The following is a 24,090-nucleotide window of genomic DNA, read 5'->3' on the forward strand; positions in this document are numbered from 1 at the left end:
CCCCTGCCGTCCGCGCGTTCGGGAGGTTCGATCTGTGATTCAACGGTATTCCTGTCATGACCCCCGGTCGAGCGTCCGGAATCCCCTGAGCGGCTGCACGTGGGGTGCCGTGCCGCCGGGAGTCCGGCAGGGTGGCGAGCACGAGTCCGGAACGTCCGGAGCCGCGTGAACCGCGTGATCCACGTGAACCACGTGAACCACGTGAACCACGTGAACCACGTGAACCACGTGAACCACGTGAACCACGTGAACCACGTGAACCACGTGAACCGCCGACGACAGACGACAGACGACACACGACAGACGAGGACCAGCCATGTCCCATCTCCGGCGTCCCGGCATCGCCGCCGGGGCAGTGATCCTGACCCTCGCCGTCGCGGGCTGTTCCGGCCTCGGCCGGACCGCGGTGGGCCCCGTCATCTACGAAACCCAGGCCAAAAAGGTCGTCAAGGTGTTGAACCCCGGCGTGAACGGCTGCCACCGGCTCGCACCGTCCGGTGCCCACCGGGTCGAGAACGCCACGATGATCGACATGATCATGTACACGACGCCGAACTGTACGGGGAGCCAATCGGCATACATCCCGACGACGCTGTTCGACAACATCGCTCCCGGCACGCCGCCGTGGCGCAGCTACACGTTCGTGCACTGAGCCGGCGCCCGTACGCAACAGGGCCCCGGCCGGATGTCCGGCCGGGGCCACGGGCCGATGACTGCGACCGGCGAGCTGCACCGCACGAGTCCCGCGCGCTGTGCGTCAGAGTCGCGCTCCGACCAGGGCGAAGAGCTCGGCAGTACGGTTCCGCCGCGTCCACGCGATGACGACGAGCGGTTCGAACGCGGCCCGCGGGGCTGCCCCCACCAGTCCGAACGGCGCCGAGCGCATCACCGTGCCGCAGCCCTTGGACTGTGCGTCGACCGGGCCGTGCCCGCCCAACTCCCCCGCCGGATCGGACACATGCTCCTGGGCCAGCCCCGTCAGACAGGCGTTTCCGGGCGCCCGCCGCGCGTACAGGAAGGGCTGCTCCCCCAGCCAGCCGGTCCGCATGAGGGTGCCCCGCGCTCGCGCCGGGAGTGCGGGATGGTTCTGTGTGTCCAGCCAGCGCAGATAGGCGTGCCGCAGGACGGCGGTCTCGGCGCCGCCGATCCCCTTGCCGACCGCCCTGGCGTCGGCGCGGATGAGCCCCTCGGCCGTGAAGAGGGTCATCTGGGTGTCGTCCGTGATCCGGCCGATGACGCCCTCGCTGTCCGGATGACGCCCTCGCTGTCCGGTACGAAGCCGGTGATGCCGCGCTCCCCGTGCTCGCGGCGGATCGCCGCAAGGGACTGGAACTCCACCGGATTACCGAGGGCGTCCCCGATCGCACCTCCCAGGAGGCAGCCCCGCACGCGGGAGCGGCGGACCGCCACGCTCTGCCAGGACCTGTCGGATCGTACGTGCACGGCTCGGCTCCCCGGCTCGCTCGCCGGGTCCACCTCGTCGGCGCGGCGTAACCGGCGGAAATCGGGTACATCCTGGAGTAGAAGGCGGCGATTGCCATGCGCACTGGGAGTGAACCGGCTACAGCACGCAGTCCTCTCCGGCTGCGATTCTGGCTGAGTGTATGGGGACTGCTGTGGGCGGTCGCGGGCACGGCCGTGTTCGCGCTCGCGGAGCGGCCGGGCTGGGCGATCGCCTGCGCCGTGCTCTGCCTGATCGTTTCGGCGGATCTGATGATCGTGGTGCACCGGCTCCATCAGGGGCCGCACTACCAGCCGGGTCCCGACATCCCGCCGTACGAACCGGACCACGGTGACAACAGGCCGTACCGCAGCCCCGGGCCACCACGCGCCCCAGGTCCCAGGCCCCGGGCGCCGTAGCGGCGGGGGCCGCGCTGCCTGGCCGGCCGTCGAGGCCCGAGGCATCGAGGCACCGGGATCAGGACTCGAACCGGGCCGCCTCCAGGTACTCCGGCTTGGGGTCGAGCGCCGCGGCCAGCCGGAAGTGCCGCAGAGCCTGGTCCGGGCGGCCGGACCGCTGGAAGGTGCGGGCCAGCGCGAAGTGGGCGAACGCGTTGTCCGGCTCGCGGTCCACGATGTGCTGGAATTCGCGCTCCGCCGCACGCAGTTGGGCAGCGGCGAAGTAGGCGCGCGCTCTCAGCAGACGGGCAGCTCCGCTCTCGGGATGCGCCGCGATGACCGAGTCGAGCAGCTTGATGGCGCCGCGCGGGTCCCGGGCCGCGAGCAACTGCTCGGCCGCGCGGAAATCAATGACGTGAGTCTCCGGGTTCGTCTCGGGCACGCTGCCATCCTTCCCCTCGATCGGTGGATTCAACATCCCGCACGGCGGGACTGTTCCGATGATCAGAACGCGGTGACAGCCAGTGCCAGCCCGACCAGGACGAACAGCGCACCGGCCACCACGAAGCCCCGGTCGGCACGGCTGCCCCCCTGGCCGAGCAGGACGACCTCGCGCGGGTCGCCGGGGTCGTACGAGATCCGGACGGTGGACCCCGGCACCGGCGCCCGGCCGCGGCCCGGCGGAGCGGGAGCGGGGAGCTCCATGACGCGGCCGTCCTCGGTCTCGTACTGGAGGAGCGGCCGGTCCGTGCCCGGGGCGGCGGGCTTGACGAGGGCGACGGCAACGGGGCCCGTCACGGCGATCCGGCGGGTCCGGTGCAGTCCGTACGCGCCGGCGAGCAGGGTGACGAGCCCCCCGATCAGGGTGAAACCCGCGAAGACGATCCGCACCGCATCCATGGCGGAAGCCATGGTCGCGCACAGACGCCGCCGTGGCCTGCCGTACGGCGGACCCCGTACGGCGTCCTAACGGCCGACGCGTTCGGTCAGGGCCGCCCACACCTTGCGGACCTGCGGCTCCAGCGCCTCCAGCGGTCCGTCGTTGTCGATGACGATGTCGGCGATGGCGCGCCGCTCCTCGCGGCCGGCCTGGGCGGCCATGCGGGCCCGCGCGTCGGACTCGCTCATTCCGCGCAGGCGTACGAGCCGGTCCAGCTGGGTCTCGGAGGACGCGTCCACCACCACGACCAGGTCGTACAGCGGGGCGAGCCGGTTCTCGGTGAGCAGTGGTACGTCGTGGATCACCACGGCGTCCGCACCCGCCGCCGCCTCCAGTTCGGCCGAGCGTGCGCCGACCAGGGGATGGATGATCGCGTTGAGCTCGGCCCTGCGGCCGGCGTCGGCGAACACGATCGAGCCGAGTTTCGGCCGGTCGAGGGTGCCGTCGGCGGCGAGGACCTCGGGCCCGAAGGCCTCGACGATGGCAGCCAGCCCGGGTGTCCCGGGCTCGACGACCTCTCGTGCGATCTTGTCGGCGTCGATCAGCACCGCTCCGTACGACGCGAGCAGCCGCGACACCTCGCTCTTGCCGGCGCCGATTCCACCGGTCAGGCCCACCTTCAGCATGTGCGGAAGCTTAGGCCTCGGGCCCGGTCGGCCGGGGATCGGGTCCACCCGGCCAGGAGTCCGGCCCGGCCGGTCAGGCGTCGCCCTCCCGCTCCGCCAGGAACCGCTCGAACTCGCGCCCGATCTCGTCCGCGGAGGGCAGATCCACCGGTTCGGCGACCAGGCTGCCGCGCGTCTCGGCGCCCGCGACCGCGTCGTACTGATGCTCGAGCCCCTGCACCAGGGCCACGAGCTCCTCGTCGCCCTCGCCGATCTGCCGGTCGATCTCGGTCTGCGTGCGCTGAGCCTGGGCGCGCAGGGCGTGCGCGACGCCCGGCAGGACGAGACCCGTCGCGGCCGTGATCGACTCGAGGGCGGTGAGCGCCGCATCGGGGTAGGCGGAGCGGGCGACATAGTGCGGCACGTGCGCGGCGACGCCGAGGACGTCGTGGCCCGACTGCATCAGCCGGTACTCGACGAGCGACTCCGCGCTGCCCGGCACCTGGGCCTCGTCGAAGGGGCTGCGGTGACCCGGCATCAGGTCGGTGCGGTTGCCGTGCGGGGTGATGCCGACCGGACGGGTGTGCGGAACACCCATGGGGATGCCGTGGAAGTTGACCGAAAGACGTACGCCGAGACGCTCGACGATCTGCCGGACGGCGACCGCGAAGCGCTCCCACTCGACGTCGGGCTCGGGTCCGGAGAGCAGCAGGAAGGGCGCACCCGTGGCGTCCTGGACCAGCCGGACCTCGAGAGCCGGGGTTTCGTAGCCCGTCCAGCGGTCGCGCCGGAAGGTCAGCAGCGGGCGGCGCGCTCGGTAGTCCACGAGCCGGTCGTGGTCGAAGCGGGCGACCACCTGGTGCGGAAGCGAGTCCAGCAGGCTCTCGACGATCTGCTCGCCGGTCTCCCCCGCGTCGATGTATCCGTCGAAGTGGTACAGCATGACCAGTCCGGCCGACTCCTGCGCGAGCGCCATGTCGACGACGGCCAGGCCTTTCGGCTCCCACTCGTACAAACCCTGCGGATCAAGCACGATTACCGCTCCTCCTCGTGTCCGTAGGGAAGAACGTCGCGAGCGGGACCGGCATTCCCCTCAGGCACGTTCCTTCTCGAAGGTGGCGGACCCTCAACTGCGCCCGACCGCGGCCGCATTGGTCCAGACCTTGACATGCTCACACCCCGTCTCTACGGTCACGGACAGCTCAAGTTCACGAACGCGCCCAGCATCCACATACGCGAACGTGACACGAGCGCGAACACGAGGGCTCGCAAGCTCGCACCTTCACCCCACCACCCCACGACGGGAAGGCACCCCATGCGCAGCCGAACCCTGCTCCCCCTGCTGTCCGCGCCGCTGCTCGCGGCGGCCGTACTGGTGTTGCCCGCCCCGCCGGCCGGAGCAGCCACCGTCATCGAGGTGTCCACGGCCACCCAGCTGAAGGCCGCCCTCTCCGCGGCCGTCCCCGGCGACACGATCCACCTCGCGGACGGCACGTACAGCGGCAACTTCAAGACGACGGTCGACGGCACATCGAGTTCCCGTATCACGCTCACCGGCTCGTCCAGGGCCGTGCTGACGGCCGGCGGCGGCTACGGTCTCCACCTCAACGGCGCCTCGTACTGGACCGTCCAGGGCATCACGGTCACCGGCGGCCAGAAGGGGATCATGATGGACGCCGCCGACGGTGTCGTCATCGACTCCGTGACCGTGCACGGCCTGGACATGGAGGGCGTCCACTTCCGCACGTCCAGCCGCAACGGCGTCATCAGGAACTCGCGGATCTACGACACCGGCAACGACGGCCGCGGCATGGGAGAGGGCGTCTACGTCGGCTCGGCCGGCGGAACCTCCGACAGGAGCGACAACGTACAGATCCTCGGCAACACCATCGGTCCTGACGTCGGCGGCGAGAGCGTCGACATCAAGGAGGGCACCACCGGAGCGAAGATCATCGGCAACACGTTCGACGGCCGCGGGCTGACCGGCGCCAATTTCGACGACTCGTGGGTCGACATCAAGGGCAACGACGTCCTCGTCGAGAACAACACCGGCACGAACACCACGAACAACGGCTTCGAGACCCACACCCAGCAGAGCGGCTGGGGCTGCGGGACGGTCTTCCGCGGCAACCACTCCGATCTGACCGGCGCGACCGGCTCCGGCCGGCTGGCCATCAACGTCACCAACCACAGCGGCAGCTGCCCGACGACGGTCCACGCGAGCAATACGGTCACCGGCGGCAACGGCCTGACCAACATTCCCGTGACCCCCTGAGTCCCGCCCGCCCCCCTTGAGGCCGGCCGCTTGAGGCCGGCCGCCTCCGGACATGACCGAGGCCCGCTCCCCGATGGGGAGCGGGCCTCGGCTATGAGCTACGGACTAGCGGTGAGCCATCAGCTCTGGCCGCCGGCCAGCTTCTCGCGGAGCGCGGCCAGGGCCTCGTCCGACGCCAGGGCGCCGGAGGTGTCGTCCGACTCCGAGGAGTACGAACCGCCCTGCGGCGCGGCGGCCGGAGCGGCGGCGCCACCCTCGGCAGCAGCGGCCTCGTCGGCCTCGCGGGACTTGATGACCTGCGCCTGGTGCTGCTCGAAGCGCTGCTGCGCCTCGGCGTACTGGCGCTCCCACTCCTCGCGCTGCTTCTCGAAGCCCGGCAGCCAGTCGTTGGTCTCCGGGTCGAAGCCCTCGGGGTAGATGTAGTTGCCCTGGTCGTCGTAGGACGCGGCCATGCCGTACAGGGTCGGGTCGAACTCGACCGACGCCGGGTCGGCACCGAAGGACTCGTTGGCCTGCTTCAGGGACAGCGAGATCCGGCGACGCTCGAGGTCGATGTCGATGACCTTGACGAAGATCTCGTCGTTGACCTGGACGACCTGCTCCGGGATCTCGACGTGGCGCTCGGCCAGCTCGGAGATGTGGACCAGACCCTCGATGCCCTCGTCCACGCGGACGAACGCACCGAACGGAACGAGCTTCGTGACCTTGCCCGGGACGACCTGACCGATCTGGTGCGTACGGGCGAACTGCTGCCACGGGTCCTCCTGCGTCGCCTTCAGCGACAGGGAGACACGCTCGCGGTCCATGTCGACGTCGAGGACCTCGACGGTGACTTCCTGGCCGACCTCGACAACCTCGGACGGGTGGTCGATGTGCTTCCAGGACAGCTCGGAGACGTGGACGAGACCGTCGACGCCACCCAGGTCCACGAAGGCACCGAAGTTGACGATCGAGGACACGACGCCGGAGCGGACCTGACCCTTCTGCAGGGTGGTGAGGAACGTCTGGCGGACCTCGGACTGGGTCTGCTCGAGCCAGGCGCGGCGGGACAGGACCACGTTGTTGCGGTTCTTGTCCAGCTCGATGATCTTCGCCTCGAGCTCCTTGCCGACGTACGGCTGGAGGTCGCGGACGCGGCGCATCTCGACGAGAGAGGCCGGGAGGAAGCCGCGGAGGCCGATGTCGAGGATGAGACCACCCTTGACGACCTCGATGACGGTACCGGTGACGATGCCGTCCTCTTCCTTGATCTTCTCGATGGTGCCCCAGGCACGCTCGTACTGGGCGCGCTTCTTCGAGAGGATCAGGCGGCCTTCCTTGTCCTCCTTCTGGAGGACCAGGGCCTCGATCTCGTCGCCGACGGCCACGACCTCGTTCGGGTCGACGTCGTGCTTGATCGAGAGCTCGCGGCTCGGGATGACACCTTCGGTCTTGTAACCGATGTCGAGCAGGACCTCGTCCCGGTCGACCTTCACGATGACGCCGTCGACGATGTCGCCGTCGTTGAAGTACTTGATCGTCTCGTCGATCGCGGCGAGGAAGGCTTCCTCGTTACCGATGTCGTTGACCGCAACCTGCGGGGTGGTGGCGGTGGTCTCGGTGCTGCTCGTCATGTGGGAAAGGGCTCCGGTACGGACATTGAAGTCGTAGGTACTGCTACGCCGAGAGCCCGTATCGCAGCTGAAGAAGCCGGACAGCCAAGGAAGCGCCGACCCGAGAGGAAAGGCGCCTCGAAAACCGAGGGGACATACAACAGATGCGAGCGCGGCCTGCTCCGTCTGAGGCGCGCAAGCCCGCAGCGCAACCTTTAGCATAAGGGGACGGCAGGGCACGGTCAATGCGCGAAGGCCCCCACCCGGGGCGGAACGGCCCATAACCGGCACAACTAAGGTTTCCCGAGGCCACAATGGCCGCGCCTCGCTCGTCCGCGACACGTCGGCGACACGCCTGCTGCACGTCCGGGCGGGGCTTGAGCAACGTACAACGACGGGCGAGATGATCCAAGAGTACGAACCCGAAGCAACGGTGTACGCACCGGAAACCGAGCCCGACGCGGAGCCCGAGGCCACCCGGCGTGTCGCCGGGGACGCGGAGAGCAGCCGGGCGAGCCGCGGCTGGTGGGACCGGAACGCGGACGAGTACCAGAGCGAGCACGGAACGTTCCTGGGCGACGACCGCTTCGTATGGGGCCCGGAGGGGCTGGACGAGGCGGAGGCGCGGCTGCTGGGCCCCGCGGACTCCCTCGCGGGACGGGACGTGCTGGAGATCGGCGCGGGCGCGGCGCAGTGCTCGCGCTGGCTGGCGGCGCAGGGCGCGCGGCCGGTGGCCCTCGACCTGTCGCACCGGCAGCTTCAGCACGCGCTGCGCATCGGCACCGGCTTCCCGCTCGTGGAGGCGGACGCGGGGGCGCTGCCCTTCGCGGACGGCTCCTTCGACCTGGCGTGCTCGGCGTACGGCGCGGTGCCGTTCGTGTCGGACCCGGTGAAGGTGTTCCGCGAGGTCCGGCGTGTCCTGCGGCCGGGCGGGCGGTGGGTCTTCTCGGTCACGCATCCGATCCGCTGGGCGTTCCCCGACGAGCCGGGCCCCGAGGGGCTGAGCGTGGCGGCCTCGTACTTCGACCGCACCCCCTATGTGGAACAGGACGAGCGGGGCCGGGCCGTGTATGTGGAGCACCACAGGACGATCGGCGACCGGGTACGGGACGTGGTGGCCGGCGGCTTCCGGCTGGTCGACCTGGTGGAGCCGGAGTGGCCGGCCTGGAACAACCAGGAATGGGGCGGCTGGTCGCCGCTGCGGGGGAATCTGATCCCGGGAACGGCGATCTTCGTGTGCGAGCGAAGCGAGATGGAGAGTCCTTCCGGCCGAAGGCTGGTGGAGGGACCAGGAGCGTGATCCGCGAGGACGTCCTGGCGGGGCTGCCCGTCCGCACGGCCCTGCCCGCGCTGGAGCGGGCACTGGACGGGCACGGGGCCGCGGTGCTGTGCGCGCCGCCCGGGACCGGGAAGACGACGCTGGTGCCGCTGGCGCTGGCGGAGCGGGGTGCGCGGGTGGTGGTCGCCGAGCCGCGGCGGATCGCCGCGCGGGCGGCGGCGAAGCGGATGGCGTGGCTGCTGGGCGAGAAGGTCGGCGGGCGGGTCGGGTACACGGTGCGCGGGGAGCGTGCGGTGGGGCGCGGGACGGTCGTGGAGGTGGTCACCACCGGTGTGCTGCTGCAGCGGCTCCAGCGGGACCAGGAGCTGGCGGGCGTCGACGTGGTGATCCTCGACGAGTGCCACGAGCGGCATCTGGACGCGGACACGGTGGCGGCGTTCCTGCTGGACGTACGGGAGGCACTGCGGCCCGAGCTGCGGCTGGTGGCGGCGTCGGCGACGACGGACGCGGCGGGCTGGGCACGGCTGCTGGGCGACGCGCCGGTGGTCGAGGCGGAGGGCGTCGCGCATCCGGTGGAAGTGGTGTGGGCTCCCCCGGCCCGCCCGGTGCGGCCGCCGCACGGAATGAGGGTGGACCCGGCACTGCTGGCACATGTGGCGTCGGTGGTGCGGCGGGCGCTGGCCGAGCGCGAGGGCGACGTGCTGTGTTTTCTGCCGGGGGTCGGGGAGATCGCCCGGGTCTCGGGACTGCTCTCGGGTGTGGACGCCGAGGTCCTGCAGGTGCACGGGCGGGCACCGGCGGCGGTGCAGGACGCGGTGCTGGCCGGTTCGGCCGCGGGGCGCCGGGTCGTGCTGGCCACGTCGGTGGCGGAGTCGTCGCTGACCGTGCCGGGCGTACGGATCGTCGTGGACTCGGGCCTGGCCCGGGAGCCGCGGACCGACCACGCCCGCGGCATCGGGTCGCTCACGACGGTACGGGCGTCGCAGGCGGCGGCCCGCCAGCGCGCGGGCCGGGCCGGGCGCCAGGCGCCCGGTGCCGTGTACCGCTGCTGGTCGCAGGCCGAGGACGGACGGCTGCCGCGCTTCCCCGCGCCGGAGATCCAGGTCGCGGACCTGACCGCGTTCGCCCTCCAGGCCGCCTGCTGGGGTGACCCGGACGCGTCAGGACTCGCTCTGCTGGACCCGCCCCCGGGCGGTGCGATGGCGGCCGCCCGGTCCGTGCTGGCCGCGATCGGCGCGGTCGACGCCTCGGGCCGGGCCACGGACCGCGGTGCCCGGATGGCCCGTCTCGGCCTGCACCCCCGGCTGGCCCGCGCCCTGATCGACGGCGCTCCCGAGGTGGGCACCCGGCGCGCGGCGGAGGTCGTGGCCCTGCTGAGCGAGGAGCTGCCGCGGGAGTACGGCGACGACCTGACAGCGGCGTGGCGCTCCGCGCGCGGGGGCGGGGACACGTACGGGGCGCGCTGGAGGGCGGAGGCGGGGCGCCTGGCGCGCGCGGCCGAAGCCGGGGGCGGGCCAGGTGTCGTGCACCCGGCCCCCGGCGACTCCGGAGTGGGGATGCCGGGCGCAGCCGGGCAGCCCGCGCAGCCGGCCGCACCGGCGTTCGGGACCCGTGGTCCGGGGCGCGGCCCCGAGGGGGTCCATCTCTCCGACGACGCCGTCGCGGGATTCGTCACCGCGCTCGCCTTCCCCGAGCGGGTCGCACGGGCCCGCGGCGATGCCGCGTATCTGATGGCCTCCGGGACCGGGGCCGAGCTGGGCGAGGGGTCGCGGCTTCGGAGTGCGCCCTGGCTGGCCGTGGCCGTCGCGGACCGGCCCGCCCACTCCGCCTCGGCGCGGGTGCGGCTCGCCGCCGTCGTGGACGAGGACACCGCGCGTACCGCCGCGTCGCACCTGCTGAGCAGGGGCGAGGAGGTGCACTGGGAGGGCGGTGACGTGGTGGCCCGGCGCGTGGAGCGGCTGGGTGCGGTGGAGCTGTCCGTCCGTCCGCTGAAGGAGCCGGGTCCCGGTCTCGTACGGGACGCCCTGCTGGAGGGCCTGCGGCGCGAGGGGCTCGGGCTGCTCGCCTGGCCCCGGGACGCGGAGGGTCTGCGGCAGCGGCTGGCGTTTCTGCACCGGGTGCTGGGCGCGCCCTGGCCGGACGTGTCGGACGGCGCCCTGCTGGACCGTTCCGGCGAGTGGCTGGAGCCGGAGCTGTCCCGGGCGCGCCGCCGGACGGACCTCGCCCGCATCGACGCCGGGCAGGCACTGCAGCGGCTGCTGCCGTGGGCGAGCGGCGACGCGGTCCGGCTGGGCGAGCTCGCGCCGGAGCGCATCGAGGTGCCGAGCGGTTCGCGGATACGGGTCGACTACACGGGCGAGCAGCCCGTCCTGGCCGTGAAGCTCCAGGAGCTGTTCGGGCTGTCCACGACCCCGGCCGTCGCGGGCGTGCCGGTGCTCGTGCACCTGCTGTCCCCCGCCGGGCGGCCCGCGGCCGTCACCGCCGATCTGGCGTCCTTCTGGCGTGACGGCTACCGGTCCGTACGGGCGGAGTTGCGCGGACGCTATCCGAAGCACCCCTGGCCCGAGGACCCGTCGACGGCGGAGCCCACGCGCGGGGTCAAGCGCTGACCGGCTCCGGCTCGCGCTGCTCGACGACCGGGTCGTCCGGCCGCCGGGACCGCGCTTCCAGGTAGAGGGAGAGCGCCAGGAGGAGGAGCCCCAGGGTCACGAAGCTCCACGGCAGGTACGAGACGAGGAGCAGCACCGTCGTGCGGTTCTTCGCGACCAGGTCGACGGTGAAGTCGACGTAGTCCTCGCGCATCTTCACGTGCCCGGAGAACGCCGTGACCTTGTCCCGGCCGCCCAGCAGGGAGCCGCCGCGCAGCTCCTCGGTGTGGATCTCCTCGCCGTTGACGGGCGCGCCGGTGACGGGCTCGACCCAGAACATCCGCTTGGTGGTGTACCAGCGGGTGGTGCCGGTCTGCTTCTCCAGGGTCGTTGCGTCGATGCCGGGCATCGGCATCTTCTTGGGGTACGCGACCTTGGTCCACGGGATCGTCTGCTCGAAGTAGTAGACCTCCATGCCCCGGAAGGTCCGCGTGCCCTTGTAGTGGATGGGCGCTGAGGTGCGGGTCTGGGCGTCGAAGTACTCGTAGTCCCGCTTCTCGGTCAGGAAGGGCCACTTGAACTCGATGCCCTCGCGCCGCACCGCGGCCCCGTCGACCGTCTCGCCGGTCGCGTGCACGGGCGCCTGGGTGTGGGCGTCGAAAATGTAGCGCTCGGGGATCTGGGAGACCATCTTGCCGTCGGGGCCCTGGACGTACGACAGCGAGTCCCAGACCACGACGTCCCGGCCGGCGTCGCGCTCGATCTTCTCGGACTCCTCGACGTTGCCCTTGAGGGTCTGGACGATGGTGACCTTCTCGACCTCTTTCGCCTGCATCGTGTCGTACTGCAGCAGGGTCGCGGGCTTCGCCTCCAGCACCATCTCCTGGTACTGGCTGGGCGGGATCTTGGCCAGCCGCGGGAAGGCGTACCAGCGCAGGACCGGCGCCAAGGCGGCGAAGAAGACGGCGAAGGCCAGGAGGACGAGGCTGGCTCGGCGGCGCATGGCGGCTGGTCCTCCCGCTACTTCTTGGGGCCGGGGACGGTGGTGTACAGCGGCTTGGGGGAGGTCTCCCCGGGCGGTACGTCGAGGACCGCGATGAGCAGCATGACGAGGAGCACCGGGGCCAGCCCGATGGCGGCGGCGACGAGGGCGCGCAAGGTCGGCCTCCCGGGGATGCGGATCTGATACGGCGTCAGGGCGTCGGGGCTGGGGCACCGTAGCAACGCGGCCGCGAGATGAGAACACGTTGCACCGCACCCGGGTACCCGGTTCCGCCCGGCAGGTGCTCCCCCGCGCTCCCCCGCCCGCCCCGGCCCCCCTGGCCGGCCTCCCGGCACGGGCGTCGGCCGCGGGGTCGAGGGCACGCCGCGTGCTGCGGCACCCGCAGGCCCGCCGGCCGGCGGCCCATGAACGCTCAGCGCCCCGCACCGTGATGACCACGGTGCGGGGCGCTGAGCGCGATCCGGTCCTGCTAGGCCGCCGGCGGGGCGGCGACCTTCAGGTCGAGGGTGAGGGTGGCACCGCCCGGGGCGGTGAGGCGGAGCAGGAAGGTGCCGGTCTGGTCGTCGGCGTAGAGCTTCGGGAGGACGACGGCGCCGTTCGCGTCGGTCTTCAGGTCGGCGAGCGTGCGGACCGGGTTGCCCTCCGCGTCCTTGAAGTACGGGCCCTTGGTGTTCTCGGCCGGGTCGTCCGCGGCGGTGATCAGGGTGGCGGTGACCGCGACACCGGCGGCCGCGGCGCCCTTGAACGTCGCCTTGACCTCGACCGCGTCGGCGAACTCGGCGCCGGGCGCGGCCGTCAGCTCCTTGTCGGCGGTCCTGGCCAGTGCGTCCGCCTGGCGCGGGGTGACGCTCGCGGTGTAGTCGAGCCCGGGCAGGCTACGGCCGGGGATGGTGACCCGGACCGTGAAGTCGCCGGTCTTCTCGCCCGCGCGCAGGACCGGGGCGACGGCCAGTCCGTCGGCTCCGGTGACGACGACGGCCTTGGTGCTGCCGTCGGCGAAGCGGGCGTCGGTGTCACCGACGATCTCGAAGGCAAGCGTCGTCCTGGCGACACCGCCGCCGTTGCGGTTCTCGGCACGGACCTTGACGCGCTCGGCGAACTCCGTGCCCGTGAAGGCGGTGAGCGGCCCGCTGCCCGCGTCCTCGACGCGCGCGACACCCAGGATGGGCGGCGGAGTCGTCGTGGGGGGCGGCGTCGGGGTGGGCGTGCCGGGCTTCGGCGGCGGGGTCGTCGTGGGGGGCGGTGTCGGGGTGGGCGTGCCGCTGGGCAGGCCGGGGCTGGTGGGCCCCGGCGTGACGGGGGCGGTCGGCGTGGGGTTCGCTCCGGTGCCGCCGTCGCTGCGGTCGGCCGGCAGGATGCCCGTACCGTCCGGGACCTGGTGGCTGCCGCGCTTGTAGTACTCGAACCACGACAGCACCGTCCGCAGGTACTCCTGCGAGTGGTTGTAGCTCAGGATCGCCCGGTCCAGATCGGCCTGCCGGGACAGGTCGCGACCGCCGGCGCACAGGTACTTGCCGGCCGCGAGGGCCGCGTCGTAGATGTTGTTCGGGTCCCTGCGGCCGTCGTTGTTGGCGTCCTGACCCCAGGTCTCCCAGGTGGACGGGATGAACTGCATCGGCCCGACGGCCCTGTCGTGGGTGCGGTCGCCGTCGTACGCACCGTTGTCGGTGTCGGAGATGTTGGCGAAGCCGACCCCGTTGAGGACCGGGCCGAGGATCGGGGACGTCGTCGTGCCGTTGGCGTCGACACGGCCGCCGCGCGCCTGGCCCGACTCGACCTTGCCGATCGCGGCGAGCAGTTGCCAGGGGAGGCGGCAGGCGGGGTCGGAGGCCGCCAGCGCCGTCTCGGCCTGCTTGTACGCGGCGAGGACCGTGGCCGGTATGCCCGCTTCTGCCGGACCCGTCACCACGGGCAGGTCGACGGAAGTGCCCGGCTTGTTCGGCGTGTTGAGCGGGGGGAGATCGGTGTAGTACGGGGAGTTGCCGGTGGCCGAATCGGGCGGGGTGGTGGACCCGGCCGCGTTCCCGTCACCTCCGGAGGCGGCCGACGTGACACCCGGCGCCTGTGACGCGGAGAGCGCGGCCACCGCGGCCGCGGCCACCGCGGTGGTCGTCGCCCCCCTGCGCAGCCGGCGGCCGAATTGCGCTGCCATACGTCTGTTCCCTCCCCATCGACGGATGTTCGCGCTCCCCGCGCAATGACTCAGGTGACACTACGGCAACTCCCGGCCGCGTAACACCGGCCCCCCGGCCGCTCTTCCGTGTTGTTCACCGAGCGGTCATCCCGCGTGCGGCGAGCGGCCTGCGGAACAGCCTGTTCGCCTGGCGGACGGACGGCGTCACGCATACTGGACGGCATTCTTCGACGTCGGTCGCACGGGGGGCACGTCATGCCGTTCACACTCAGCCATGCCGCGGCGGTGCTGCCGGCCCTGCGCAGAAACGGTACGGCCCGTGGTCGGCTGGTCGGTTCGGCGCTCGTCGCGGGGGCGTTCTCGCCGGATATGACGTACTTCGCGGCGAGTGTTCTGCCAGGGGCCATGGAGCTCGGGGACCTGACGCACGGACCGCTCGGCGTCCTGACGGTGGATGTCGCCATCACCGCGGCGCTCGTGGGGCTCTGGCTGACGATCCGTGACCCGCTGGTGGCGCTGCTCCCGCTCGGCCGGCAGGGGCGGGTGCACGCGCTGCTGCGGGGGCGCGCCTGGCGTGAACGGCCGTTCAGGGCCGTGGCGCTCTGGTTCTACGTATCCGCGGTGCTCGGCGCGACAACGCATGTGGTCTGGGACGCTTTCACCCATTTCGACCGCTGGGGCGTGCAGTTGCTGCCCGTGCTGGGCGAAGTCGTGGCCGGCTTCCCCCTCTACACGTACACGCAGTACGGGAGTTCGGTGCTGGGCCTCGTCGGCATGGTGTGGTTCACGGCGACGGCGTTCAGGCGGCTTCCGGCGACGACACCGCCGCCCGCGTCGGTGCCGGTGCTCGGCCGCGCGGAGCGGCGGGCGGCCGTGGCGGTGCTCGCGGTGTGCGTGCTCGCGGGGATCGTCCACCGGTGCGTGCGCTGGTACCAGTACTGGGGCCGCATCGAGACGCCGCTCGACATCATCCCGACCGCGTGCTTCGGCGCGGGTGCGGGGCTGGCCGTGGGGCTGGTGCTGTACGGGACCGTCGCCCGGCTCCGGAAGCGCCGCTCCACGACGGCGGTCCCCGACGCCGGCCGCGCGGACCACGTGGTGTGACGGGGGTGCCCGGTACGGGGCGCGCGTCCGGTGCCGTGCGGGCGGCCGGTGTGTCCGTCCTCAAACGCCGGACGGGCTGGGTCAATGGGCGTGCCGGGCAGCCCCATGGCACCGGGCACAGCGAACCCCGCACCCCGCCGGAGGCACCCCGCACCGGCCACCCCCGGCGCGGGCCGACGGAGGCTGTCAGCTTCCCGTCAAAGAACCCCCGTCAAAGAATCAGTGCGCCGCCGACTCCCAGTCCGCGCCCACCCCCACCGACACATCCAGCGGCGCCCTCAGCTCGACCGCCGCCGACATCTCACGGCGCACGATCTCCTCGACCTGGGCGCGCTCGCCCGGCGCGAGTTCCAGGACGATTTCGTCGTGGACCTGGAGCAGCATCCGGGACCTGAGCCCCGCCTCCCTCAACGCGCCGTCCACCCGCAGCATCGCGACCTTGACGATGTCCGCGGCGGTGCCCTGGATCGGCGCGTTGAGCGCCATGCGCTCGGCGGCCTCACGGCGCTGCCTGTTGTCGCTGTTCAGGTCCGGCAGGTAGCGGCGGCGGCCGAGCATCGTCGCCGTGTACCCCGTGGCCCTCGCCTCGTCCACGACGCGCCGCAGATAGTCGCGGACCCCGCCGAAGCGCTCGAAGTACGTGTCCATCAGCGCCCGCGCCTCGGCCGCCTCGATGTTCAGCTGCTGGCTGAGTCCGAAGGCCGACAGGCCGTACGCCAGTCCGTACGACATGGCCTTGATCTTGCGCCGCATCTCCGCGTCGACCGCCGACCGTTCGACGCCGAAGACCTGGGAGGCCACCGTCGTGTGCAGGTCCTCACCCGAGGTGAACGCCTCGATCAGGCCCTCGTCCTCGGACAGATGGGCCATGACACGCAGCTCGATCTGGCTGTAGTCCGCGGTCATCAGGGCCTCGAAGCCCTCACCGACCACGAACCCGCGCCGGATCGCCCGCCCCTCGTCCGTGCGCACCGGCACGTTCTGCAGATTGGGGTCGGTCGAGGACAGGCGTCCGGTCGCCGCGACCGTCTGGCTGAACGTCGTGTGGATCCGGCCGTCCGCCGCGATCGTCTTGATCAAACCCTCGACCGTGGAGCGCAGCCGGGCCTGCTCGCGGTGGCGCAGCATGATCACCGGCAGCTCGTGGTCGGTCTGCCCGGCCAGCCAGGCCAGGGCGTCGGCGTCCGTCGTGTAACCGGTCTTGGTCTTCTTGGTCTTGGGGAGGTTCAGCTCACCGAAGAAGACTTCCTGGAGCTGCTTGGGCGAGCCCAGATTGAACTCGTGGCCCACGGAGGCGTGCGCCTCCTTCACGGCCTGCTGCACGGCACCCGCGAACTGCTGCTCCATCGCCTCCAGATGCGCGCGGTCGGCCGCGATGCCGTGCCGCTCCATCCGGGCCAGCAGCAGGGAGGTGGGCAGCTCCACGTCGTGCAGCAGCCCTTCCGCGCCGACCCCCTTCAGCTTCTCGCCGAACGCGTCGCCCAGGTCGAGGACCGCACGGGCCTGGGCCATCAGGGCATCGGCCTCGGCCTGCTCGTCGGTGCCGAAGGCCAGCTGCCCGTCGGCGGCGGCGGGCGCCAGCTCCCGGTGGAGGTACTCCACGGAGAGGGCGTCCAGCGCGAAGGAGCGGCGGCCCGGCTTGACCAGGTACGCGGCGAGCGCGGTGTCCATCGCGATGCCCGCGATGTCCCAGCCGTGCTCGGGGAAGACACGCAGCGCGTCCTTGGCGCCGTGCATGACCTTGGGCCGGTCCGCGTCGGAGATCCAGGCGGAGAAGGCACGCTCGTCGGACTCGTCGAGCTGGGTCGTGTCGAACCAGGCCGCGGCTCCTCCCCCATGGCCTTCGGCATGGGAGGTACCCCCAGCGGCCGCCAGCGCGATCTCGCTGACGTTGCCGACGCCCAGCGCCCAGGAGGTGACGGTGGCCACACCGAGCGGCTGCCCGCCGTGCCGCTCCAGCCAGGAGGCCAGCTCGCCGGCGCCCAGCACGGTGCCGTCCAGCTCGACTCCAGCCTCCGGGGCCGGGGCCTCGGACTCCTCCGCGCCCGGGTCGACGGCGAGCAGACGCTCCCGCAGGCTCGGGTTGCGGATCTCCAGGACCTCCAGGAAGCCCTTCAGCGCCGTCCTGTCGTACGGCGCGCGCTCGAGATCGGCGACGGACCTGGGCAGCTCGACGTCGCGCACCAGCTCGGTGAGGTGACGGTTGAGCTTGACCGACTCCAGATGGTCGCGCAGGGCCTGGCCGACCTTGCCCTTGACCTCGTCGGCGCGCTCCACCAGCTCCGCGAACGAGCCGAACTGGTTGATCCACTTCGTGGCGGTCTTCTCACCGACGCCGGGGATGCCCGGCAGGTTGTCGGAAGGGTCGCCGCGCAGGGCGGCGAAGTCCGGGTACTGCTGCGGGGTCAGTCCGTACTTCTCCTGGACCTTCTCCGGCGTGAAGCGGGTCAGCTCGGAGACGCCCTTCGTCGGGTACAGCACGGTCACATGGTCGGAGACCAGCTGGAAGGAGTCGCGGTCTCCGGTGACGATCAGCACCTCGAAGCCGGCGGCCTCGGCCTGGGTGGCGAGCGTGGCGATGATGTCGTCGGCCTCGAAGCCGTCCACGGCGAACCGCTCCGCGTTCATGGTGTCCAGGAGCTCGCCGATCAGCTCGACCTGGCCCTTGAACTCGTCGGGGGTCGAGGAGCGGTTCGCCTTGTACTCCGGGAAGTCCTGGGAGCGCCAGGTCTTGCGGGACACGTCGAAGGCCACGGCGAAGTGCGTGGGCGCTTCGTCGCGCAGCGTGTTCGCCAGCATCGACGCGAAGCCGTAGACGGCGTTGGTCGTCTGGCCGCTCGCGGTCGAGAAGTTCTCCGCGGGCAGAGCGAAGAACGCCCGGTACGCCAGGGAGTGCCCGTCCATGAGGAGCAGGCGCGGACGGTTTTCGTCTGGGGTCTTCTTCGATGCTGTCTCAGCCACGCACACGATCCTGCCACGGACCACCGACAATGCCGCTCACGGCGGTGGGCGGGAACCCGCTGTGGGTGGCGCGTGACAGGATCTGTGGACGACGAACCGATCCCGCGCTCGAAGAGGAGCACGATGGCCAGCAAGCCGCCCGCAGGTGACCCGGTCCAGGACTCGCCGCAGGTCGAGACACCCCGGCACGCCGCGGCCGGCCTGCCCGCGATCGGGCACACGCTCAGGATCGCCCAGCAGCAGATGGGCGTGCGGCGCACCGCGCAGACCCTCCTCAAGGTGAATCAGAAGGACGGATTCGACTGCCCGGGCTGCGCCTGGCCCGAGGGCGACAAGCGGCATGTGGCGGAGTTCTGCGAGAACGGCGCGAAGGCGGTCGCCGAGGAGGCGACGCTGCGCCGGGTCACGCCCGAGTTCTTCGCCGCGCACCCGCTCGCGGATCTCGCGTCCCGCAGCGGGTACTGGCTGGGCCAGCAGGGCCGTATCACCGAGCCCATGTACCTCGCGGAAGGTGCGGTGCGGTACGAGGCGGTGACGTGGGAGCGGGCCTTCGCGATCATCGCGGAGGAGCTCCGGGGACTCGGCTCCCCCGACGAGGCCGTCTTCTACACGTCGGGGCGGACGAGCAACGAGGCGGCGTTCCTGCTGCAGCTCTTCGCCCGCGAGTTCGGCACCAACAACCTCCCCGACTGCTCGAACATGTGCCATGAGTCCTCGGGCTCGGCGCTCACGGAGACCCTCGGCGTCGGCAAGGGCAGTGTCTCCCTGGAGGATCTGCACCAGGCGGATCTGATCATCGTGGCCGGGCAGAACCCGGGGACGAACCATCCGCGGATGCTGTCCGCGCTGGAGAAGGCCAAGCTCGCCGGCGCGAAGATCATTTCGGTGAATCCGCTGCCCGAGGCGGGCCTGGGGAAGTTCAAGAACCCGCAGACCCCGCAGGGAATGCTCAAGGGCGTCTCCCTCACCGACCTCTTCCTCCAGATCCGGATCGGCGGCGACCAGGCCCTCTTCCGCCTCCTCAACAAGCTGATCCTCGGCACACCGGGCGCCGTCGACGAGGACTTCGTACGGGACCACACGCACGGCTACGAGGAGTTCACCGCCGCCGCGAGGGCGGCCGACTGGGACGAGACGCTCGCAGCGACCGGACTGGACCGGGCGGAGATCGAGCGGGCCCTGGGCATGGTCCTCGCCTCGAAGCGCACGATCGTCTGCTGGGCGATGGGCCTGACCCAGCACAAGCACGCCGTCCCGACCATCCGGGAGGTCGTCAACTTCCTGCTGCTGCGCGGCAACATCGGCCGGCCGGGCGCCGGGGTGTGCCCGGTGCGCGGGCACTCCAATGTGCAGGGCGACCGCACCATGGGCATCTTCGAGCGGCCCGCGCCCGCCTTCCTGGACGCCCTGGAGAAGGAGTTCGGCTTCGCGCCGCCGCGCCGGCACGGCCTCGACGTGGTCCGGGCCATCCGGGCGCTGCGCGACGGCGAGGCCAAGGTGTTCTTCGCGATGGGCGGCAATTTCATCGGTGCCACGCCGGACACGGAGGTCACCGAGGCGGCCATGCGCCGCGCCCGCCTGACCGTGCATGTGTCGACGAAGCTCAACCGCTCGCACGCCGTCACGGGCACACGCGCGCTGATCCTGCCCACGCTCGGCCGCACCGACAAGGACGTACAGAAGAGCGGCAAGCAGTTCGTGACCGTCGAGGACTCGATGGGCATGGTCCATGCCTCGCGGGGCAATCTGCCGCCCGCGAGCCCGCATCTGCTCTCGGAGCCGGCGATCGTGGCGCGCATGGCGCGTGCCGTGCTCGGCGCGCGGTCGCAGACGCCCTGGGAGGAGTTCGAGAAGGACTACGCGACGATCCGCGACCGCATCTCCCGGGTCGTCCCCGGCTTCGAGGACTTCAACGCGAGGGTCGCGCACCCGGGCGGCTTCACCCTGCCGCACGCCCCGCGCGACGAGCGCCGCTTCCCCACCGCCACCGGCAAGGCCAACTTCACGGCGGCCCCCGTCGAGTACCCCGAGGTCCCGGAGGGCCGGCTGCTGCTGCAGACCCTGCGCTCCCATGATCAGTACAACACCACGATCTACGGGCTGGACGACCGCTACCGCGGCATCAAGGGCGGCCGCCGCGTCGTCCTCGTCAACCCGGCGGACGCCGCCGAGCTGGGCCTCGCGGACGGTGCGTACACGGATCTGGTGAGCGAGTGGAAGGACGGCGTGGAGCGCCGGGCGCCCGGCTTCCGGGTCGTGCACTACCCGACCGCGCGCGGCTGCGCGGCCGCGTACTACCCGGAGACCAATGTGCTGGTGCCGCTGGATGCCACCGCGGACGTCAGCAACACCCCCGCCAGCAAGTCCGTGGTCGTGCGTCTGGAACAATCGCCGTCCGCCTAAGCGTTTGCTCAGGCAGCAGCTGAGGACGTACAGCCGTACGACGACGTACGCACATGAACGGAGCCGGGCCCATGGGCGAGCAGACCACCGTTAAGTTCCCGCAAGAGGTCATCGACGAGTACGCCGAGCTCGGCGTCGACCTGCCCGCGCTGTTCTCCGCCGGGCATCTCGGCAACCGGATGGGCGTGCAGATCGTCGAGGCCTCGGCGGACCGGGTCGTCGGCACCATGCCCGTCGAAGGCAACACCCAGCCCTACGGGCTGCTGCACGGCGGGGCCTCCGCGGTCCTCGCCGAGACGCTCGGCTCGGTGGGCTCGATGCTGCACGGCGGAGTCTCCAAGATCGCCGTCGGTGTGGATCTGAACTGCACCCATCACCGGGGCGTCCGCTCCGGCCTGGTCACCGGAGTAGCCACCCCGGTGCACCGGGGCCGCTCGACGGCCACGTACGAGATCGTGATCACCGACGAGCACGACAAGCGGGTCTGCACGGCCCGCCTGACCTGCCTGCTGCGCGACGTCGGCCCCAAGGACGCGGACAACGTCCCGGGTGCTGCCGGCTGACCGCACGGCCGGTCGGCCCGAGCGCCCGCCCTCCGGCACGGGACGGGCTCCTTCGTGCCCGGTACCGGCGGGCCCTTCCGCCGAAGGCTCACCCGCAGGATGACGCTGCTGGTCCCGGCCCGGACGGACGGTTCCGTCCCGGCCGGGTACCGGAGCGTGCAGTCGTGGTCGGTGGAGATCAGCACCACACCCAGCGGATGCCCCTTCTTGAAGACGTGGTCCTGCGGCTGCGTCCCCCACTCCGGTCGGTATCCCCGGCCCTCGACGACCGGGCTCCGGCGCTCCGCCGAGTGCCGGTTCCGGATGCGACGAGCAGCGCAGTGACGTACGGCGACGAGCCCGCGAGCGAGGCGCGTACCGACACCTCCGGGATCCCGTTGACGCGCAGATCGGCCGGGAGCGGCCCCGTCGTGTACGCGAGCCGGTCGGGGCGGGCCGCATCAAGCGCGGCCATCAGCTGCTCGGCAGGCACCGCACGGCCCGCGTCGGTCATTGTCTGCCGCACCGGCATTGCCGGGCAGCGGCGCCGGCTCGCCGGCCGCGTTCAGCCGCAGGGTGAGGTCACGCATTCGGCGAGAGTCGCCGTCCCCCAGCTCCCGACTCCCCGTACGAATCGGGATGTCCGGGGCCGTCCGTACTCGGGTGGGACTCGCCATCGCGCCTGCCTCCAGGGCCGGGATGAGTGACGATCACGCGGGAAGCACGGACGACAATCCACCGCCCGCGCACCAGCCGTACCGGACCCGGCACCGCCAACACCCGCGTTCCCCCTGCCCTCTTGCCCAACCGGCCGATCACCGCTTCACTGTCGCTCTCCCCACAGGAGGTCGCCCGTCCCCACCACACGCAGAGGGGTTCTTCTTGACCGCCGTACGCACCACCGCGCTCACCGCCGCCACCGCGGCCGCCTGCGCCGCCGTCCTCGCCACCGCGATCCCGTCCGCGGCCATCAACTCGTACAACGCCACGCCCGCTCCCGAGCGCACCGAAGTGGGCGCCCTGGTCGCCACGTGGGACAACGACGGCGATCCGGCCACCCCCGACCGTGTCGACTGGGTCTGCTCCGGCACGATGATCGACGCGAACACCTTCCTGACCGCCGCGCACTGCACCACCGACTGGCCGGCGAACGTGAAGTTCTACGTCTCCCTCGACCAGGACGTGCAGTCCGGACTCGACAAGGCCGCGGTCGAGCACCCGGGCGACCCGGCCGCCGTCGCGAACGCCGTCGCCGTCCAGGGCACCGCGCACAGCCACCCGGCCTACCCCGGGCCCGCCTCCGACACGCACGACATCTCGGTGATCGAACTGCCCGCGGCCAAGGTCAAGGCCCGTTGGTCCTTCACCCCGGCGGCGCTCCCCAAGGCCGGGGCGCTCGCGGCACTCGGTCCGCAGGGTCTGAACGACACCTCGTTCTTCGTCGCCGGCTACGGCACCCAGGAGGCCCGGCGCGGACCCGGCGGCCACACCCACCCCGGCGGCGGGGTCCGGATGAAGGCCCCGGTCACCTACAACGCGCTGAACGACGCCTGGCTGCGGCTGGCCATGACCGCCCCGCAGGGCAACGGAGGCGCCTGCTACGGGGACTCGGGCGGCCCGAACTTCGCCACCCTGGCGGGCAAGCGCACCCTCGTCGCCACGACGATCACCGGCGACACCCCCTGCTACGCCACGAACGTGACGTACCGGCTCGACACCCCCGGTGCGCGCGCCTTCCTCTCCCCCTTCGTGGCGCTGCCCTGAAACCCCTGCGGGCACGGGATGTTGTGCCCCCGCAGGCGAGGTCCTAGCGTTCCCTCATGAGGCACAAGGCTTACCGCCCGGCCAGGGCCGCCGTCCGCGCGGCCCTGGCCGCAGGTGTTCTCACGGCCCTGGCGGGCTGCTCCGACGGAGGCGCGCCCGCCGGCGGACCCGCCGCCCCGTCCCCTCGCACCACCTCACCTCAGGAGCTCTGCACCACGCTCATCGCCAAGTGGGGACACAAGCTCCTCACCGACGGTGACAGCGGCTACGGCGACTACCAGTCGATGGGCCTGTCCAACGCCCAGTACGAGATCCTGCGCGAAACGCTCGACGCCGCACGCGCCGAGAAGCAACGCAACGGCCCCGACTCCGCAGGCACGTTGATCGACCGTCAGTCCGGGGAGCGCTGTGCGGAGCGTTACCGGAACGGTGTGCCGACCGCCGGGCCGTGGCAATGAGCGGCGTCGGCCCCGTGGAGCCCGGTGGGTACACGTACGTCGCGGAGACCCCCGGGCCGTCGCCGCGCCGCGGGCCGGCGGGCCCCTGGGCGGCGCTCCCCGCGCGCCACCGCCGGATCATCCTGACCGTCCTGCTGCTCCTCGCGATCGTCGCGGGCTCCGCCTGCCTCTACGCCACCCGCCCGCGCCCCGATCCCGGCCCCTGGCCTGCGCAGATGGTCTCCATCTCGTACGAGGGCGCCGCCCCGGCCCCCAGCCGCCCCGACGGAGCGCTGCGCTTCTCCGTACGGATCACCGCCGATGCGGGCCCGCCCGTCACGGTCGAGAACATCCGACAGCCGTCGGCGGGACTGCGGCTGGGAGCCTCCCCGAATCCTCCCTTTACGGTGAAAGCCGGGTCTGCCCGCAGTGTGGAAATCGTGATCAACGTGGACGACTGCGGAAGAGCGCCCCGGAATGCCGGACTCCCTTTCCTGGATGTAACGCTGCGTAATGCGCGCGCAAAACAGGACCAGAGTTTCATCCTCGGAGACCGCTACGCACGGGACCTGTCCCGGGCCGTGACCGACTACTGCGAGCAACCACCACGGCTGTCATGACCAA

Annotated in this window: 22 protein-coding genes and 1 pseudogene; 11 read left to right on the plus strand and 12 right to left on the minus strand. The window is 71.6% G+C overall.

The annotated features are described in order from the left end of the window. The first annotated feature begins 316 nt into the window (after positions 1-316). Positions 317-652 (plus strand): hypothetical protein, encoded by a 336-nt coding sequence (locus tag ACFV9O_RS02895; protein ID WP_385411399.1) that lies wholly within the window; start codon positions 317-319, stop codon positions 650-652. Between the two features lie 105 nt (positions 653-757). On the opposite strand, the gene ACFV9O_RS02900 is transcribed toward ACFV9O_RS02895, so the two are convergent. Together ACFV9O_RS02900 and ACFV9O_RS02905 are read right to left on the minus strand one after the other, a co-directional pair. Next, complete coding sequence (locus ACFV9O_RS02900; RefSeq protein ID WP_385411401.1) at positions 758-1,207, minus strand: ADP-ribosylglycohydrolase family protein; 450 nt, start codon at positions 1,205-1,207, stop codon at positions 758-760. Continuing rightward, entirely contained in the window at positions 1,204-1,476 is a 273-nt protein-coding gene (locus ACFV9O_RS02905) for an ADP-ribosylglycohydrolase family protein (protein WP_385411403.1), read from the minus strand. The genes ACFV9O_RS02900 and ACFV9O_RS02905 overlap by 4 nt, the downstream gene beginning before the upstream one ends. 63 nt (positions 1,477-1,539) lie before the next feature. Here ACFV9O_RS02905 and ACFV9O_RS02910 point away from each other — a divergent pair, with 63 nt between their 5' ends. Then, positions 1,540-1,860 carry a DUF6343 family protein gene (locus ACFV9O_RS02910; protein ID WP_385411405.1) on the plus strand — a complete coding sequence of 107 codons (321 nt, stop codon included), beginning with the start codon at positions 1,540-1,542 and terminating at the stop codon, positions 1,858-1,860. A 58-nt stretch (positions 1,861-1,918) separates the two neighbouring features. Here the strand turns inward: ACFV9O_RS02910 and ACFV9O_RS02915 are convergent, their stop codons facing one another. From ACFV9O_RS02915 to ACFV9O_RS02930, 4 genes are all read right to left on the minus strand, one after another. After that, the gene (locus ACFV9O_RS02915; protein ID WP_351225425.1) at positions 1,919-2,281 is read right to left on the minus strand and encodes a tetratricopeptide repeat protein; all 363 of its coding nucleotides are present in this window, start codon (positions 2,279-2,281) and stop codon (positions 1,919-1,921) included. Positions 2,282-2,343: 62 nt separating this feature from the next. Further along, complete coding sequence (locus ACFV9O_RS02920) at positions 2,344-2,751, minus strand: DUF3592 domain-containing protein (RefSeq protein ID WP_385411407.1); 408 nt, start codon at positions 2,749-2,751, stop codon at positions 2,344-2,346. 54 nt (positions 2,752-2,805) lie between these two features. Beyond that, on the minus strand, positions 2,806-3,405 hold the full coding sequence (gene coaE, locus ACFV9O_RS02925; RefSeq protein WP_385411410.1) for a dephospho-CoA kinase: 600 nt from the start codon (positions 3,403-3,405) through the stop codon (positions 2,806-2,808). Positions 3,406-3,478: 73 nt separating this feature from the next. Then, positions 3,479-4,417 carry a PAC2 family protein gene (locus tag ACFV9O_RS02930; RefSeq protein WP_385411413.1) on the minus strand — a complete coding sequence of 313 codons (939 nt, stop codon included), beginning with the start codon at positions 4,415-4,417 and terminating at the stop codon, positions 3,479-3,481. 282 nt (positions 4,418-4,699) lie between these two features. On the opposite strand from ACFV9O_RS02930, the gene ACFV9O_RS02935 reads away from it, so the two are divergent. Continuing rightward, complete coding sequence (locus ACFV9O_RS02935; protein ID WP_385411415.1) at positions 4,700-5,659, plus strand: right-handed parallel beta-helix repeat-containing protein; 960 nt, start codon at positions 4,700-4,702, stop codon at positions 5,657-5,659. 119 nt (positions 5,660-5,778) lie between these two features. On the opposite strand, the gene rpsA is transcribed toward ACFV9O_RS02935, so the two are convergent. Beyond that, a complete protein-coding gene (rpsA, locus tag ACFV9O_RS02940) occupies positions 5,779-7,272 on the minus strand; it encodes a 30S ribosomal protein S1 (RefSeq protein ID WP_385411417.1) in 1,494 nt (497 codons plus the stop codon). A gap of 382 nt (positions 7,273-7,654) precedes the next feature. Between rpsA and ACFV9O_RS02945 the strand changes: the two genes are divergently transcribed. Together ACFV9O_RS02945 and ACFV9O_RS02950 are read left to right on the plus strand one after the other, a co-directional pair. Continuing rightward, positions 7,655-8,551, plus strand: a complete 897-nt coding sequence (locus ACFV9O_RS02945) for a class I SAM-dependent methyltransferase (protein WP_385411419.1) — start codon at positions 7,655-7,657, stop codon at positions 8,549-8,551. Then, positions 8,548-11,139: an ATP-dependent RNA helicase gene (locus tag ACFV9O_RS02950; protein WP_385411421.1), complete on the plus strand. Its 2,592-nt coding sequence runs from the start codon at positions 8,548-8,550 to the stop codon at positions 11,137-11,139. Before ACFV9O_RS02945 ends, ACFV9O_RS02950 begins: the two co-directional genes overlap by 4 nt. Here ACFV9O_RS02950 and ACFV9O_RS02955 read toward each other — a convergent pair. The 3 genes from ACFV9O_RS02955 to ACFV9O_RS02965 form a co-directional block, all read right to left on the minus strand. Then, positions 11,129-12,121, minus strand: a complete 993-nt coding sequence (locus ACFV9O_RS02955) for a DUF3068 domain-containing protein (RefSeq protein ID WP_385411424.1) — start codon at positions 12,119-12,121, stop codon at positions 11,129-11,131. The two genes, ACFV9O_RS02950 and ACFV9O_RS02955, sit on opposite strands and share 11 nt — an antisense overlap. A 17-nt stretch (positions 12,122-12,138) precedes the next feature. Beyond that, the gene (locus ACFV9O_RS02960) at positions 12,139-12,276 is read right to left on the minus strand and encodes an SPW_0924 family protein (RefSeq protein WP_385411426.1); all 138 of its coding nucleotides are present in this window, start codon (positions 12,274-12,276) and stop codon (positions 12,139-12,141) included. A gap of 314 nt (positions 12,277-12,590) precedes the next feature. After that, positions 12,591-14,273, minus strand: a complete 1,683-nt coding sequence (locus ACFV9O_RS02965) for a lytic transglycosylase domain-containing protein (RefSeq protein ID WP_385411429.1) — start codon at positions 14,271-14,273, stop codon at positions 12,591-12,593. Between the two features lie 237 nt (positions 14,274-14,510). On the opposite strand from ACFV9O_RS02965, the gene ACFV9O_RS02970 reads away from it, so the two are divergent. After that, positions 14,511-15,359: a DUF4184 family protein gene (locus tag ACFV9O_RS02970; protein WP_385411431.1), complete on the plus strand. Its 849-nt coding sequence runs from the start codon at positions 14,511-14,513 to the stop codon at positions 15,357-15,359. Positions 15,360-15,578: 219 nt separating this feature from the next. On the opposite strand, the gene polA is transcribed toward ACFV9O_RS02970, so the two are convergent. After that, positions 15,579-18,263 carry a DNA polymerase I gene (polA, locus tag ACFV9O_RS02975; protein WP_385411786.1) on the minus strand — a complete coding sequence of 895 codons (2,685 nt, stop codon included), beginning with the start codon at positions 18,261-18,263 and terminating at the stop codon, positions 15,579-15,581. A gap of 180 nt (positions 18,264-18,443) precedes the next feature. Between polA and ACFV9O_RS02980 the strand changes: the two genes are divergently transcribed. Then, positions 18,444-20,723 (plus strand): FdhF/YdeP family oxidoreductase, encoded by a 2,280-nt coding sequence (locus tag ACFV9O_RS02980; RefSeq protein ID WP_385411433.1) that lies wholly within the window; start codon positions 18,444-18,446, stop codon positions 20,721-20,723. Between the two features lie 71 nt (positions 20,724-20,794). After that, entirely contained in the window at positions 20,795-21,286 is a 492-nt protein-coding gene (locus ACFV9O_RS02985) for a PaaI family thioesterase (protein WP_385411436.1), read from the plus strand. 167 nt (positions 21,287-21,453) lie between these two features. On the opposite strand, the pseudogene ACFV9O_RS02990 reads toward ACFV9O_RS02985, so the two are convergent. Continuing rightward, a pseudogene (locus ACFV9O_RS02990) lies at positions 21,454-21,797 on the minus strand (CocE/NonD family hydrolase C-terminal non-catalytic domain-containing protein); the annotation flags it as partial. Positions 21,798-22,147: 350 nt separating this feature from the next. On the opposite strand from ACFV9O_RS02990, the gene ACFV9O_RS02995 reads away from it, so the two are divergent. Genes ACFV9O_RS02995 through ACFV9O_RS03005 form a run of 3 tightly spaced genes read left to right on the plus strand, consistent with a single transcriptional unit; the run spans position 22,148 to position 24,086 of the window. Beyond that, positions 22,148-23,029 (plus strand): trypsin-like serine protease, encoded by an 882-nt coding sequence (locus ACFV9O_RS02995; RefSeq protein WP_385411439.1) that lies wholly within the window; start codon positions 22,148-22,150, stop codon positions 23,027-23,029. A gap of 56 nt (positions 23,030-23,085) precedes the next feature. Next, the gene (locus tag ACFV9O_RS03000; protein ID WP_385411441.1) at positions 23,086-23,487 is read left to right on the plus strand and encodes a hypothetical protein; all 402 of its coding nucleotides are present in this window, start codon (positions 23,086-23,088) and stop codon (positions 23,485-23,487) included. Beyond that, the gene (locus ACFV9O_RS03005; RefSeq protein ID WP_385411789.1) at positions 23,484-24,086 is read left to right on the plus strand and encodes a Tat pathway signal sequence domain protein; all 603 of its coding nucleotides are present in this window, start codon (positions 23,484-23,486) and stop codon (positions 24,084-24,086) included. The genes ACFV9O_RS03000 and ACFV9O_RS03005 overlap by 4 nt, the downstream gene beginning before the upstream one ends. Positions 24,087-24,090: the final 4 nt, after the last annotated feature.

The sequence above is a fragment of the Streptomyces sp. NPDC059909 genome (genome assembly GCF_042730885.1).
Taxonomy (GTDB): Bacteria; Actinomycetota; Actinomycetes; order Streptomycetales; family Streptomycetaceae; genus Streptomyces.